Genomic DNA, 13,649 nt, shown 5'->3' with positions numbered 1-13,649 from the left:
GCAAGTCACGCATGAACACGCCCATAACACCTACCGCTGCAAACCCGCTCAAGCTGGGTACGCGCCGCTCCCCTCTCGCCATGGCCCAGGCCGAGGAAACCCGTGCCCGGCTCTGCGCCGCGCATGGCTGGGAGGAGGCCGCCGTCGAACTCGTGACCGTGGTCGCCAGCGGCGATCAGGTGCTTGATCGCCCGCTGGCCGAGATCGGCGGCAAGGCGCTGTGGACCAAGGAACTCGATGCCTGGCTGGCCGATGGCAGCATCGATTTCGCAGTCCATTCGATGAAGGACGTCGAAACAGAGCGCCCCGCAGCGCTGATGATCGCCGCCGTGCTCCCGCGCGAGGATGTGCGCGATGTGCTCGTCGGCGCGGAGAGCGTCGCCGCCATTCCCGCCGGGGCCCGTGTCGGCACCAGCGCGCCGCGCCGCGCTGCGCAGATGCTCCATGCCCGGCCTGATCTCACTGTGGTCGGCTTTCGCGGCAACGTCGCGACCCGTCTCGGCAAGCTCGAAGCGGGCGAGGCGGACGTGACGCTGCTGGCCGCTGCTGGCCTCAACCGGCTGGGCCAGAACGGCATCGGCAGCCCGCTGCCGGCGGACACCTGGCTGCCCGCCCCGGCGCAGGGCGCCATCGGCGTCGAATGCCTCGCCGCCCGCGCCGATCTCGTCGCGCTGCTTGATGCCATCGACGACAAGCCGAGCCACGCGGCCGTGATGGCCGAGCGCGGCCTGCTGCGCGGGCTTGGCGGCACTTGCCACAGCCCGATCGCGCTGCTGACCACGGCGGAGGGCACAAACCTCACCCTGCGCGCCGCGCTCTACAGCCCGGACGGCGCGGAGCGGGTCGAAGCCAGTGCGACGTTCCCTGCGGGCGACACCGAGGGGCCTGCCGCGCTTGCCCGCACGCTGCTTGCCGGCGCGCCCGAGGCGATCCGCCGCCACTTCACCGGCAGCTGAGGCCCCCGGGCATGCTCCCGGTCCTCGTCATCCGCCCCGAGCCGGGCAACGCAGCCACCGTGGCCGCCGCGCGCGCGCTCGGGCTCGATGCTCGCGGCTACCCCTTGTTCGATATGGCCCCCGCACCGTGGACCGTGCCCGATCCCGCGCCTTACCGCGCGCTGCTTGCGGGCAGCGCCAATGTCTTCCGCCTCGGCGGCGAGGGCCTTGCCCGGCTCCGGCGCCTGCCCGTCCACGCGGTCGGCGCTGTCACGGCAGACGCTGCGCGCGCAGCGGGCTTTGCCGTCGGCGCCATTGGCGAGGGCGGCTTGCAGCCGATGGTTTCCGCCCTGCCCCCGGGCCGCTACTTGCGCCTCGCCGGGGAGAAGCGCGTGCCGCTCGCCCTGCCCGCCGGCGTCGAGGTTGACGATATCGTGGTCTATGCTGCCGCCGGTTTGCCGATGCCGCCCGCGCTCGTCAGCGCGCTCGCCGGGCCAGCCGTGGTCCTGCTGCACTCGGGTGAGGCCGCTGCCCATTTCGCCGCAGAATCGGCGCGGCTTGGCGTTAGCCGTAACGTGATCGCACTGGCCTGCCTCGCCCCGCGAATCGGCCAGATGGCTGGCGATGGTTGGCAACATGTTGAAATTGCAGAGACACGCAGCGATCAAGCAGTGCTGGCACTCGCCGTTCAAATGTGCAAGAAAGTGTCACCTAGAGGACACTAACAACTGAAAAATGATCCTATGCAGGACATGACCTTTGGTTCGCCACTGGCTCTCCAGCGCTCCCGAACTGGTCGCGGTCGGGTTGTGCTGGTTGTCCTTCTCATCCTGGCAGCCCTTGCTGGCGGCGCCTGGTACGGCTGGAAAACCGGCTGGCTGGAGGTGCACGTCTCGAGCCTGTCCGTCTCTCCGGCACCATCCCCTTCAGCCTCGATGTCGCAGGCCGCCGCGCAGACCACCGCCAATCTTGCCGCAACCGATGCGGCGCTCACTGCCGCCGCCGCGAAGGTTTCCGCGCTTGAGCAGCGCCTTGCCGAACTCAACCAGCAGGCCACCGCCGCCGCCGGGCAGGCGAGCCAGGCCGAAGCCTTGCTGGTGGCTTTCGCCTCCCGCCGCGCGATCGAGCGGGGCCAGCCGCTCGGCTACCTTGAAGCACAGCTGCGCGTGCGCTTCGGCGCGACCCAGCAGGCCGCCGTGGACCGCGTGATCGCCGGGGCGCAGAAGCCGATGACACTCCCGCTGCTCAGCGAAATGTTCGAAAAGCTTGCCCCGCAGTTGATTGGCGGCGCGAAAAGCGAAGGTACGTGGGACTGGATGACCCGCCAGATGAGCGAGCTGTTCGTGATCCGCCACGCTGACAGCCCCTCGCCCACAGCCGAAAGCCGCGCAGAGCGCGTGCGCGAAGCCCTGGCCGGGAGCCGCATCGATGCCGCCATCGCCGAAGTGGAGCACATGCCGGGCAAGGATGCCGCGACCGAATGGCTTGCCCATGCTCGGGACTTTGCCAGCGTCGAGCATGCGCTAGATCAGCTGGAAACCGCTGCGCTTTCGTTCCCGCCGACGCCTCCGGTAGCCAAGCCCGATGCAGCGGCTCCTGCGGTCAGTGCTTCGCCGGTGGCGGACGCTTCGGACGCGTCGACCTAACGGGTTCGCGCAGAGGCGCGGAGGCGCAGAGTGACGCTGCGCTTTCCAGTCAGGCGGCCGAAGGCCGAACCAATTGATCGGCCTTTCGGATTCAAAAGCGGCATAGCCGCAAGTCCATTCTCTCTGCGCCTCTGCGCGAACACTGGTAACCCTAACGTTACTGCAAGCGGATCAGGCCGATTGCAGCAGGCTCGGCAGAGCGCCGCTCATGCCGCGGGCTTCGTCCATGAAGAAGCGCTTGAGCGCCGGGATGCGCTGCACGCCCGCCATGCCCAGCCGCCGGATCGCAGACGGGATGCGGCCCGGCACGCCGAACAGCCGCGTCAGCACATCGGTCGCAGCTGAGACCATGAAAGTATCCGCCGCACGCCAGCGCTCGTAGCGGGCGAGGAGCTGTGCATCGCCCGGATCGAGCCCAAGCCGCATGCCATCGGTCAGCACTTCCACCAGCGCCGCAACATCGCGCAGGCCCAGGTTCAGCCCCTGCCCGGCAATCGGATGCATGCCGTGCGCGGCATCGCCGACCAGCGCGAGCCGGTTCGAGACCATGCGCGCGGTGTGGTGGAAATTGAGCGGCCACGAAGAGCGCGGGCCCATCAGCCGCACTTTGCCCAGCACATCGCCCATGCGCTCCTGCACCGCGCTCTGGAACGCGCCATCGGGCAGCGCGAGAATGCCGGGCGCGTCCTTCTCGCCCACCGTCCACACCAGCGCGGAGCGGTGATTGCCCTCGGCATCATCGAGCAGTGGCAGCAGTGCGAACGGGCCGGCGGGATAGAAGATTTCCCACGCGACATTGCCGTGCGATTTTTCGTGCGCGAGGCCCACGATCATCGCGCGGTGGCCATAGCTCCAGCGCGCGGGGGTGAAGCCCGCCTCGTCACGCGTGGGCGAAGCGCGGCCCTCGGCGCCCACCAGCAGGCGGCCCTTGATGACACGGCCATCCGCCAGCGTGACACCCACGCCGTGGTCGTCCCGCTCGCGTGTCGCCACACGCGCGTTGGGCAGGAACGTGATCAGCTCTTCCTTCGCCGCCGCATCGTACATCGTGACCCGCAAGTCGCGGTTGGCGAACATGCGGCCGAGCGAGCCATCGCCGGGCGCGGGCTGGAAATCGATCCGCCCGGGCTTCATCCCGTCGGTCACCGCGATCGAATCGATCGGGCAGCCCAGGGGCTCGAGCGCAGCGGCGATGCCGAGATGGCTGTAAAGATTCCAGCTCGCGGTCGAGATCGCCGAGGCGCGGCCGTCGAAGCCTTCTGCCGTCTGCGCGGCGGGATCGGAGTTATCGATCACCACGCTCGGGATGCCGGCCTTGGCGAGGCCGATTGCCAGCGTCATGCCGACAAGTCCGCCGCCGAGGATGACGATATCGGACGTCAGGTTTTCGCTCATGGCTTTGCTCCGCACGTATCGCCGGTGCCCGCATCGAGATCGAGGCAGCGCCCGTCAAAAGCGCCGGCCGGAACCGGCAGGCCGATCAGTGCCGCAAGCGTGGGGGCGATGTCCACCGTCTCGACCGGGCTGGGCTGCTCGAACCCGGTCATGCCCTTGCGCCAGAACAGGATCGGCACGCGGCGATCATAATCCCACGGCGAGCCATGCGTGGCGACATAGCCGGGACCGGGCGTGGGGATCGGCACGACGCCGCGCTTGAGCATCAGCACCAGATCGCCCGAACGCGGGGCGTAGAACGAGGCCTTGGCGCGCGCGATCAGGGGCCATGTTTCGGGCGAGCCGGTGGGCGCGGGCGCGGCGGCGATCTCATCGGCGGTGAAAGCCGCGGCGACGTCAGGATTGGCAAGCAGCTCGGCCTTGAGCGCTTCCAGCGCGCGGGACTTGTCCGCCGGTGCAAGATCGCGGCGCAGCCAGATATCGCCGGAGGCGCCATCGGACAGCACGAGATCCTTGGCATCGAGCCCGGTCTTCGCTGCGACCGCCGCGCTGAGTGCTTCGGCCAGCAGGCTCTTGTTGACGCGGTGCGCGGCGGGCAGCGCCTGCTCGCCGAGCCGCTCGGGCAGATCGAACCCGCCGTGGTCGGCGGTGAGCACCACTTCGTAGTCGATCCCGCGCTGATCGAGCGCGATGAAGAAATCGCCGAGCGCCAGATCGAGCTGCTGCAGCTGAATGCACATCTCGGTGCCTTCGGTGCCATAGCCGTGGCCGACGTAGTCCGTGGCCGAAAGGCTGACCGAAAGCACATCGGGCGTCTTGCCCTTGCCGAGATGGTTTTCGTCGAGCAGTTCGGTTGCCAGATCGAGCGTGGCGCGGTCGATGCGCGGTGAGGCGCGGAAGCCGTTCTTGTCGCCCGGCGCCAGCGCAAAGCGGCCCGTGCCGACCGAGAACGTCGTGCTCAGCGGCACGGCGCGGTCCTTGCCCTTGCACCAGTCCGGCAGCGGAAGTTCGGGTGCGCCCGCGCTCAGCACATCGGCGAGCGACTTGTTCTCGTTGACTGCCGCCGGGGTAAGCGTGCGCCCGTCGAGCGAGGTGAAGCCCGCGCCCTTCCACCAGTAGACCGAATCGATCACATGGCCGCCCATCATCAGCGCGGCGCGGTCCTTGCCGGAGACGGCGACATTGCGGCTCGTCGGCCAGAGCGCCTTGACCCGCTCACCCAGCGTCGGGACGAGGAGATGGCCGACCGACGCGACATAATCCTTGGGGTCCGCTGCCGCCTTGGTCTCGTCCTCGGCGCAGTAGACTGTCTTCTTGCCGCGCGCGACGGACTGGTCGATCCAGGTATTGGCGATAATCCCGGTGCGCGCGGGATGAACGCCGGTGAGGATCGTCGAGTGGCCGGGGCAGGTTTCGGTCGCGGCATGGCTCTGGTAGCCTGCCGGAAACACCGCGCCGGACGCGAGGCGGGCAAAGCCGCCGGTGAAGTGCGAACGGTACTGCGCGAAGAGATCGGCGGAGAACTGGTCGATCGAGATGGCCACGATCAGCTTCGGCGCACCGGGCGCGGGCTGGACCACAGGCGCAGGCAAGGGCACCGGCTTCACGGCGGGACGGGCGATCCCGCCCGTGGGAAGGATCATCACGGCGGCGAAGGCGGCTGCTCCCAGAGCGGCGGACCGGAACTTGCGAAGCGACATATGGGTAACCTTTCTCGGTACTTGGCCGAACCGGACTCGCCTGCCCCGGCACGAACCGCAGCGTGATGGCCCCGGCAGCGCAGACGCGCAAGGGGCCTCGCGATGGCTCCTGCCCGCAGAGGCAACGCGCGCACCGTGGCCGGTGGGCAGGTGGTCAAAGTGATCGGGTTGGGATAGACGCGGCATATGGCAATCCTGCGAAACGTTTTCCTGCTGCTTGCAGCGTGCTGGCTCGTGCTGGTGGGTGCGCCCGCGCTCGCCCAGCTCGCGCAAGGCCCGGCGCATATCCGCGCCTCTCTCCTTGCCGAACGTCCGGCCGCACCGGGCGAGACGGTGACGCTTGCGGTGCTGATGCAGCCCTCCAAGGGCTGGCACGGCTACTGGACCAATCCGGGCGACGCGGGCCTGCCGATCACTCTCGAATGGACTTTGCCGCCGGGTGCGGGCACCGGGCCGCTGGAATTTCCCGTGCCGCAGACGCTGCTGGTGCAGGGCCTGATGAACCATGTGTACGAGCATGACTACGCCGTGCTCGTACCGTTTACAGTGCCCAAGGATGCCGCCCCCGGCACCACCCTGCCAATCAGCGCCAAGGCCAACTGGCTGGCCTGCACCGAAGCGATCTGCGTGCCGGAAAGCGCGACGTTGCAGGGCACGGTCACCGTGGGCAGCGGGCCCGCCGATGCCCGTTTCGATGCCTGGCGCGCCGCGCTGCCTGCGCCGCTTGACCGGCAGGGGACTTTCGCCGCCTCACCCACCGGGTGGCGCATCGCCGTGCCTTTCCCGGCGAGCGCCGCGATCGGAAGCCCGCACTTCTTCATCCAGTCCGAAGGCGTGGCCGACTATGCCAAGCCGCAGGCCTTCAGCCGCGCTGGCGATACGCTGGTGATTGAACTCGCCAAGGCCGCCTTCCCCGCGCCAGAGCCGCCCGCGACGCTTTCGGGCGTGCTTTCGCTGGGCACCGGCGCAAAGGGCGAAACGCTTGGCGGCATCGCCTTCACCGCCGCGCCGGGCCCGGTGCCGACGGGGGGTACGCCGCTCGGCAAGGGTGACAGCCCGGCGCCTTTCTCCGCCGCCACGCTGGCGCTCGCCATCCTTGGCGCGATGGTGGGCGGGCTGATCCTCAACGTGATGCCCTGCGTGTTTCCGATCCTCAGCCTCAAGGCGATGGCGCTGGCCCGCGCGGGAAGCCACAATGCGCATGTCGAAGGGCTTGCCTATACGGCGGGCGTGATGCTGGCCTGCATGGGCCTTGGCGCGGCGATGCTCGCCTTGCGCGCGGCGGGGACGCAGGTTGGCTGGGCATTCCAGTTGCAGGACCCCGGCGTTGTCGCGCTGCTGCTGCTGCTCGCCGTCGCGATAACCGCAAACTTCGCCGGGCTTTACGAACTGCCGGGCCTTTCAATCGAGAGCGGCAGCGGGACGGCCAAGGGCGGCTGGGTCGGCGCGTTCGGCACCGGACTGCTGGCAGCTTTCGTCGCGACACCTTGCACTGGGCCGTTCATGGCCGCTGCCGTGGGCGCGGCGCTGGTCCTGCCCGCCTGGGCCGCGATGGCGGTGTTTGCCGCGCTTGGCTTCGGGCTGGCGTTGCCGTTCCTGCTGCTGGGCTTCATCCCTGCGCTGCGGCGCCTGCTGCCTAGGCCCGGCGCGTGGATGGAACGGTTCCGCCGCGCCATGGCGGTGCCGATGGGGCTGACGGTGCTCGCGCTGTGCTGGCTGGCATGGCGGCTGGGCGGACCAGTCTACGCTGCAGGTGCCATTGCGCTAGCCGTGCTGGTCGTCGCGCTGCTGATCGCCATCGGGCGGACACAGCGGCAGGGCCTTGGCACCGCGAAGTGGGCGCTGCCGGGGAGCTTGCTGCTCGCAGCGCTGGCGCTGGCCGCCACGCCCCGCCTCGCTACGGCAGGCCCAGGCGGAACGGTCGAAGCAGGGCTGCTCGATGCCAAGCCTTTCAGCGAAGCCGCGCTCGCCGAGGCGCGCGCGCAGGGCAAGCCGGTCTTCGCCTACTTTACGGCAGACTGGTGCCTTTCTTGCAAGGTAAACGAGGCCGCGGCCATCGAGCGCGAGACAACGCGCGATGCCTTCCGCAAGGCCGGCGTGGTAGTTCTGGTGGGCGACTGGACGCGGCGCGATCCGAAGATCACCAGCTTCCTTTCGCAGCAGGGCGCCGCGGGTGTGCCGCTTTATCTGTGGTATCCGGCCAAGGCGGCTGAGCCGCAGAAGCTGCCGCAAGTGCTCAGCGCGGATTTCATGGCGGCGCTGCCGGGGGGCTGAGCACCCGGCTGCACCTGACACCCCACTCGTCATTCCCGCGAAGACGGGAAGCCAGGGCACCACGCACAACCGCCCTGGATTCCCGCCTTCGCGGGAATGACGAAGAGAGGCGGCGTGGTGGCTTGGGGAAAATAGGGACTGTCCCTATTTAAAGGCTCTGCCCGTCATCCACCGTGATGTGCGAGCCGGTCACCTGCCGCGCAGCGTCGCTGGCGAAGAACACCATCGGCTCGTCCAGCGCGGTGATGTCGGTCAGGCGGCGGCGGGGCCAGGTGTTGATCTGGGCTTTGCCGCCTTCTGTATCGAACCAGTCGCCGGCGATTTCGGTGCTGATGTAGCCGGGCTGGATCGTGTTGACGCTGATCCCCAGACGCGCCCATTCCTGTGCGAACTGTCGGCCGAGGTGCTGCACCGCCAGCTTGGTGGCAGCGTAGGAGGCATCGCCCTGCCCGGTCATGTGCGAGGTGATCGAGCCGATGAGGATGACCCGGCCCTTCTCGCTCTGCTTCGATCCGGCAGCGATCATCCGCCGTGCGCCTTCGCGGGCGGTGAGGTAGACGCCGGTAAAATTGGTTTCGACCACGCTGCGGATGCCTTCGGCGGGCACATCGATCGCCCGGCCCGGCACCACGATCCCGGCATTGGCGACGACCACATCGGGCACGCCGATCCGGGCTTCCGCCGCATCGAAGGCCGCGATGATCGAGGCTTCGTCGTTCACATCCAGCGCCACGGCCAGCGCCTTCCCACCGCCGGCATTGATTTCATCCGCCAGCGCCGCGATGCGCTCCACGCGCCGCGCACCGATCACAACCGCAGCGCCCTCGCCCGCATAGAGCCGCGCGAAATGCGCGCCGAGGCCCGAGGAAGCGCCGGTGATCAGCGCGATGCGTCCAGCAAGTCTGTTACCCGTCATACGAACCTGTTGTCCCTCGGAAAGCCGGTGGGCGGCAAGCGCCCAGCCGCGCCGCGCGCGACCTTCCACGGCAGAAGGTCCTTCTCGGTGCGCGTGCGTCCGCTTTCTCCGCCCATCGTCCACGAAAGGCCATCCGCAAAAGTGAGCGTGATGGCATCGGCGAGCCCGCCATCCTTGTAGCGCTGCAAGGTCACGCCCTGGCCCTTTGCCAGCACCGGCACCTCGCTCAGCGGGAAGATCACCAGCTTGCGGTTCTCGCCCACCACCGCGACGTGATCATGCTCGGCAGCAATCTCGCGCACCACGGTGAGCTTCACGCCCGGCTTGGTGGTGACGACGCCGCGCCCTTTGCGTGTTTCAGCGAGCAGTTCGTCCATCTCGGCCGCAAAGCCGCGCCCGCTATTGGCGGCGAGCAGCAACTGCCCCTTGGCCTTGTGCACCACCAGCGCGGCGATCTGCGCTTCGGGATCGATATCGAGCATGGTCCGCACCGGTTCGCCAAACCCGCGCGCGCCGGGGAGCTTGTCTGCGCCAAGCGTGTAGAACCGCCCGTTGTCGATGGCGAACAGCAGCTTGTCGGTCGTCTGGCAGTGGAGCGCGAAGGCGGGGCCATCCCCTTCCTTGAACTTGAAATCACCGTCCAATGCCAGGTGGCCCTTGGCTGCGCGGATCCAGCCGCGCGCCGAAAGGATCACCGTGACCGGCTCCTTCTCGATCATCGCGTCCATGCTGAATTCGCGCGTTGGCGCGGCTTCGAGCAGCGTGGTGCGGCGCGCGCCGAGCGCAGTCGTCTCGGCATATTCCTTGCGCAGCGCCTTCAAATCGGACTTGAGGCGCTTCTTCTGGAGCTTGGGATCATCGAGCAGCGCCTGCAGGTCGGTCTGTTCGGCGATCAGCCCATCGCGCTCTTTCCGAAGCTCCATTTCCTCCAGCTTGCGCAAGGAGCGCAGCCGCATGTTGAGGATCGCCTCGGCCTGCCGGTCGGTCAGGTCGAACTCGGCCATCATGATCGGCTTGGGCTCATCCTCGGTGCGGATGATCTCGATCACCCGGTCGAGATTGAGGTAGGCGATGATGTAGCCGCCGAGCAGTTCGAGCCGGTTCGCGATCTTCTCCAGCCGGTGGCGCGAACGGCGCAGCAGGATGTCGATCTGCGAGATCACCCATTCCTGCAGCAGGAGCTTGAGCCCGAGCACGCCGGGGGTGCGGTGCGCATCGAGCACGTTGAGATTGAGCCCGAAGCGCACTTCCAGATCGGTCAGGCGGAACAACGATTCCTTGAGCAGATCGGGATCGACATTGCGGCTCTTGGGCACGAGCACGATGCGGATCGCGGCATCGCTTTCATCGCGGACGTCCTCAAGGATCGGCAGCTTCTTGTCGGCAATCAGGGCGGCCATCTGCTCGATCAGCTTGCCCTTCTGCACCTGATAGGGGATCTCGCTGAGCACGAGCTGCCATTGCCCGCCGCCCAGCTTCTCGATGCCGGTGTCTTCCCAGCTGCCATCGTCGAGCGGCCCGGTGGAGAACCGGCCGCGCACGCGAATCGCGCCCTTGCCGCTTTCGTAAGCGGCGCTGATTGCGGCCTTGCTATCGACCACGAGGCCGCCGGTCGGGAAATCGGGGCCGTGGAACACGTCCATCAGCTCGGCATGGGTGGCCGCCGGATTGTCGATCAGCATCAGCGTGGCATCGACGATCTCTGCCACATTGTGGCTCGGGATATTGGTCGCCATGCCCACGGCGATGCCGCTGGAACCATTGGCGAGGAGATTGGGGAAGAGCCCTGGGAAGATTTCGGGCTCTTCCTCCTCGCCGTTGTAGGTGGGGTGGAAGGTGACGGTGCCTTCCTCGAGCCCCGCCATCAGCCGCATCGCAGTGCGCGTCAGCCGTGCTTCGGTGTAGCGGTAGGCGGCGGCATTATCCCCGTCGATATTGCCGAAATTGCCCTGCCCTTCGACCAGCGGGTAGCGCAGCGCAAAATCCTGCGCGAGGCGGACCATGGCATCATAGACCGAGGCATCACCGTGCGGGTGATACTTGCCGATCACATCGCCCACCACGCGCGCGGACTTCTTGAACGCACCGGTGGGATCAAGCTTGAGCTGCTGCATCGCCCAGAGCAGCCGCCGGTGCACCGGCTTCAGTCCATCACGCAGATCGGGCAGCGAGCGCGCGGTGATCGTGGAGAGCGCATAGACGAGGTAGCGCTCCGAAAGCGCGGCATCGAAGGGCGCATCGACGATGGCATCGAAGGGATCGGGTTCGGCGTCGGTGGTGGTCTTGGTCATGCGGAGCGAGCCATAGCAACTGCGCCCCGCTTCCGGAACCGCCCGGAACCCCGGCATCCCCCGATCATTACCCTTAGAGTTCCTCCCCCCACAGAAGGCATATCCCCATGGTCAAGCGCGTCCTCATCATCGCGACCAACGGTTTCGAGCAATCCGAGCTCATGGAACCCCGCAAGCTTCTCGAAGCTGCGGGCATCAAGACCACCCTCGCCAGCCCGACTGCCGGCAAGATCCGCGGCTGGAACCATGGCGAGTGGGGCGAGGCCGTCACCGTCGACAAGGATATCGAGGAAGTCTCCGCCGACGACTTCGACGCGCTGCTGCTCCCCGGCGGCCAGATGAACCCCGATATTCTGCGCATGGACGACCGGGTGATCGAACTGATCGAGAACTTCGATTCGGACGGCAAGCCGATCGCGGCGATCTGCCACGCGCCCTGGCTGCTGATCGAGGCCGATCTCGTTCATGGCCGCACTGTCACCGGCTGGCCCTCGATCCACACCGATCTCGAGAACGCGGGTGCCGACGTTGTCGATCAGGAAGTGGCGATTGACGGCAATCTCATCACCAGCCGCAAGCCGGACGATATCCCTGCCTTCACCCAGGCGCTGATCGAGGCACTCGAAGCCGCGGACGAGGACGAGGACGAGGACGAGGATGAGGACCCCGAGGACGCCGAGGAAGGCGAGACCGAAGAGCTCTGAGACCCGGCCCTCCCGATCAGCGCTGCCGGGCTGATCGGGAGAGGCTCGCCGCCCCTCATGCCGTTGCCAGCCGCTCCGCCGCCTGGCGCGCTTCGGCCTCACGTTCGGGCATGATCTGGGCAAAGCGCGCGTTGTAGGCCGCCAGCACGGCAGCCGGCGCGGTTGCGGGCGTCCCCGCATCGAACGGCGGTGCGGGGGCGTATTCGAGGCCGAGCTGCAGCAACTGCGCCAGTTCGGGGCCGCCAAGTTCGGCAAGGACGGCCAGCGCGAAATCGATCCCGGCGGTCACGCCGCCGCCGGTGATCACGTTGCCATCGCGCACCACGCGTGCGCCATCGGGCTCTGCGCCGAACAGCGGCAGCAAGTGGCGCCAGGCCCAGTGGCAGGCGGCGCGCTTGCCCTGCAGCAGCCCGGCGGCTCCCAGGATCAGCGATCCGGTGCAGACCGAAGTGACATAGCGCGCGCCGAGCGCAAGGCGGCGGACTTCGCCGACAAAGACTTCATCGAGCGCCGCCGCAGTCGCCGGGACTCCGCCGGGCACGCAGATCAGATCGCAGCGGTCGATATCGGCAAGCCGCGCGGTCCCGGCAAAGATCAGGCCTTCAGCGGGGACTTCCCCGCCATCGCGGCTCGCCACCAGCGTTTCGCTGCCGGGCATGCGCGAAAGGAACTGGTGCGGGCCGGTGAAATCGAGCTGGGTCATGCCGGGGAAGACGGCAAAGACGATGCGGAACGGCGCTTGGGTCATCATGGGCTCCTCGGTTGCGAACAGCGCCTTCATCCCGCAGCGCGGGCGTTGACGAAATGACAATGATCCCTCATTTTGAGCCATGCCTCGCACGATCGGCCTCTACTTTTTCGACGACTTCCAGCTGCTCGATGCCTCAGGCCCGATCACCAGCTTTGAAGTGGCTGGCCGACTGGCGCGCCGGCCTTACCGGCTCGTGCTGCTCTCGGCGTCCGGCGGCCCGGTGCGCAGTTCGGCGGGCGTGGTGATCGAGACTGTGGCGGCAAGTTCCACGCTGGCGGACGGCCCGCTCGATACGCTCATGGTCGTGGGCGGCGACGGCAGCCGCCGCGCGATGCGCGATGCCGAGACGCTGGCCTATCTGCGCGCCGCAGCAAGCGAGGTGCGGCGGCTGTGCAGCGTCTGCTCGGGCGCGCTGGTGCTTGCGGGCGCGGGCCTGCTCGACGGGCGGCGCGCCACCACACACTGGCGCCGGGCTCCGCAGCTTGCGCGGATGTTCCCCAAGGTCATCGTCAAGCCCGACCGCATCCACGTGCGCGATGGGCCGATCTGGACTTCGGCCGGCATCACTGCGGGCATCGACCTTACCCTCGCGCTGATCGCCGAGGATCTGGGCGAGGCCACCGCACGTGCTGCCGCGCAGGAAATGGTGGTCTATTATCGCCGTCCGGGCGGGCAATCGCAGTTTTCGGCGCTCGTCGATCTGGGCGGGGAGGCAGGGCTGTTCGCGCCATTGCTCGACTGGATCCGCGCGCATCTCGCAGAGCGGCTGACGATCGAGACGCTCGCTGCCGAAGCCGCGATGAGCCCGCGCAATTTCTCGCGCGCCTTTACTCGTGAGATGGGCCTGAGCCCGGCCAAGGCGATCGAGCGGTTGCGGCTCGAAGTGGCGCGCGAACGCGTCGAAAGCAGTTCCGTCCCGATCGAGCAGATCGCCGCCAACCTTGGCTTCCATGATCCCGAACGCATGCGCCGGGCGTTTCTGCGCGCGTTCGGCCAGCCGCCGCAGGCAATGCGCCGCCTGGCCCGGAAGGGGTGAG

11 protein-coding genes are annotated in these 13,649 nt (G+C 67.9%); 6 read left to right on the top strand and 5 right to left on the bottom strand.

Annotated elements, in window-relative coordinates; all coding sequences use genetic code 11:
• Window positions 1–11: 11 nt before the first annotated feature.
• The 3 genes from hemC to ACO056_RS06340 all read left to right on the top strand — a co-directional run bounded on the left by hemC (window position 12) and on the right by ACO056_RS06340 (window position 2,581).
• Complete coding sequence (gene hemC, locus ACO056_RS06350; protein ID WP_421853472.1) at window positions 12–956, top strand: hydroxymethylbilane synthase; 945 nt, start codon at window positions 12–14, stop codon at window positions 954–956.
• Between the two features lie 11 nt (window positions 957–967).
• Window positions 968–1,660 carry a uroporphyrinogen-III synthase gene (locus tag ACO056_RS06345; protein WP_421853469.1) on the top strand — a complete coding sequence of 231 codons (693 nt, stop codon included), beginning with the start codon at window positions 968–970 and terminating at the stop codon, window positions 1,658–1,660.
• Window positions 1,661–1,744: 84 nt separating this feature from the next.
• Window positions 1,745–2,581: a hypothetical protein gene (locus ACO056_RS06340; RefSeq protein WP_421853466.1), complete on the top strand. Its 837-nt coding sequence runs from the start codon at window positions 1,745–1,747 to the stop codon at window positions 2,579–2,581.
• Between the two features lie 171 nt (window positions 2,582–2,752).
• Here ACO056_RS06340 and ACO056_RS06335 read toward each other — a convergent pair whose 3' ends face one another.
• Both ACO056_RS06335 and ACO056_RS06330 read right to left on the bottom strand, forming a co-directional pair.
• On the bottom strand, window positions 2,753–3,976 hold the full coding sequence (locus tag ACO056_RS06335; RefSeq protein WP_421853463.1) for a UbiH/UbiF/VisC/COQ6 family ubiquinone biosynthesis hydroxylase: 1,224 nt from the start codon (window positions 3,974–3,976) through the stop codon (window positions 2,753–2,755).
• Complete coding sequence (locus tag ACO056_RS06330; protein WP_421853459.1) at window positions 3,973–5,676, bottom strand: alkaline phosphatase family protein; 1,704 nt, start codon at window positions 5,674–5,676, stop codon at window positions 3,973–3,975. The genes ACO056_RS06335 and ACO056_RS06330 overlap by 4 nt, the downstream gene beginning before the upstream one ends.
• A 186-nt stretch (window positions 5,677–5,862) precedes the next feature.
• On the opposite strand from ACO056_RS06330, the gene ACO056_RS06325 reads away from it, so the two are divergent.
• The gene (locus ACO056_RS06325; protein WP_421853456.1) at window positions 5,863–7,950 is read left to right on the top strand and encodes a protein-disulfide reductase DsbD family protein; all 2,088 of its coding nucleotides are present in this window, start codon (window positions 5,863–5,865) and stop codon (window positions 7,948–7,950) included.
• A 148-nt stretch (window positions 7,951–8,098) separates the two neighbouring features.
• Here the strand turns inward: ACO056_RS06325 and ACO056_RS06320 are convergent, their stop codons facing one another.
• Window positions 8,099–8,866, bottom strand: coding sequence for an SDR family NAD(P)-dependent oxidoreductase (locus ACO056_RS06320; RefSeq protein WP_421853453.1), 768 nt, complete (start codon window positions 8,864–8,866; stop codon window positions 8,099–8,101).
• A complete protein-coding gene (parC, locus tag ACO056_RS06315; RefSeq protein WP_421853450.1) occupies window positions 8,863–11,157 on the bottom strand; it encodes a DNA topoisomerase IV subunit A in 2,295 nt (764 codons plus the stop codon). The genes ACO056_RS06320 and parC overlap by 4 nt, the downstream gene beginning before the upstream one ends.
• A gap of 107 nt (window positions 11,158–11,264) precedes the next feature.
• Here parC and ACO056_RS06310 point away from each other — a divergent pair, with 107 nt between their 5' ends.
• Window positions 11,265–11,861, top strand: coding sequence for a type 1 glutamine amidotransferase domain-containing protein (locus ACO056_RS06310; protein ID WP_421853447.1), 597 nt, complete (start codon window positions 11,265–11,267; stop codon window positions 11,859–11,861).
• A gap of 55 nt (window positions 11,862–11,916) precedes the next feature.
• Here ACO056_RS06310 and ACO056_RS06305 read toward each other — a convergent pair whose 3' ends face one another.
• Window positions 11,917–12,609, bottom strand: coding sequence for a DJ-1/PfpI family protein (locus tag ACO056_RS06305; protein WP_421853444.1), 693 nt, complete (start codon window positions 12,607–12,609; stop codon window positions 11,917–11,919).
• An 82-nt stretch (window positions 12,610–12,691) separates the two neighbouring features.
• Here ACO056_RS06305 and ACO056_RS06300 point away from each other — a divergent pair, with 82 nt between their 5' ends.
• The gene (locus ACO056_RS06300; RefSeq protein WP_421853441.1) at window positions 12,692–13,648 is read left to right on the top strand and encodes a GlxA family transcriptional regulator; all 957 of its coding nucleotides are present in this window, start codon (window positions 12,692–12,694) and stop codon (window positions 13,646–13,648) included.
• Window position 13,649: the final 1 nt, after the last annotated feature.

It is taken from the genome of Novosphingobium sp., from assembly GCF_965228995.1.
In the GTDB taxonomy this organism is placed as follows: Bacteria; Pseudomonadota; Alphaproteobacteria; order Sphingomonadales; family Sphingomonadaceae; genus Novosphingobium.
This window is presented reverse-complemented; position numbering and strand designations above follow the sequence as displayed.

Bases quoted from the DNA above. Each gene is read 5' to 3' on its own strand.
- ACO056_RS06305 (WP_421853444.1), bottom strand. From the start codon at position 12,609: ATGACCCAAGCGCCGTTCCGCATCGTCTTTGCCGTCTTCCCCGGCATG.
- parC (WP_421853450.1), bottom strand. From the start codon at position 11,157: ATGACCAAGACCACCACCGACGCCGAACCCGATCCCTTCGATGCCATC.
- ACO056_RS06330 (WP_421853459.1), bottom strand. From the start codon at position 5,676: ATGTCGCTTCGCAAGTTCCGGTCCGCCGCTCTGGGAGCAGCCGCCTTC.
- hemC (WP_421853472.1), top strand. From the start codon at position 12: ATGAACACGCCCATAACACCTACCGCTGCAAACCCGCTCAAGCTGGGT.
- ACO056_RS06335 (WP_421853463.1), bottom strand. From the start codon at position 3,976: ATGAGCGAAAACCTGACGTCCGATATCGTCATCCTCGGCGGCGGACTT.
- ACO056_RS06320 (WP_421853453.1), bottom strand. From the start codon at position 8,866: ATGACGGGTAACAGACTTGCTGGACGCATCGCGCTGATCACCGGCGCT.
- ACO056_RS06310 (WP_421853447.1), top strand. From the start codon at position 11,265: ATGGTCAAGCGCGTCCTCATCATCGCGACCAACGGTTTCGAGCAATCC.
- ACO056_RS06325 (WP_421853456.1), top strand. From the start codon at position 5,863: ATGGCAATCCTGCGAAACGTTTTCCTGCTGCTTGCAGCGTGCTGGCTC.
- ACO056_RS06345 (WP_421853469.1), top strand. From the start codon at position 968: ATGCTCCCGGTCCTCGTCATCCGCCCCGAGCCGGGCAACGCAGCCACC.
- ACO056_RS06300 (WP_421853441.1), top strand. From the start codon at position 12,692: ATGCCTCGCACGATCGGCCTCTACTTTTTCGACGACTTCCAGCTGCTC.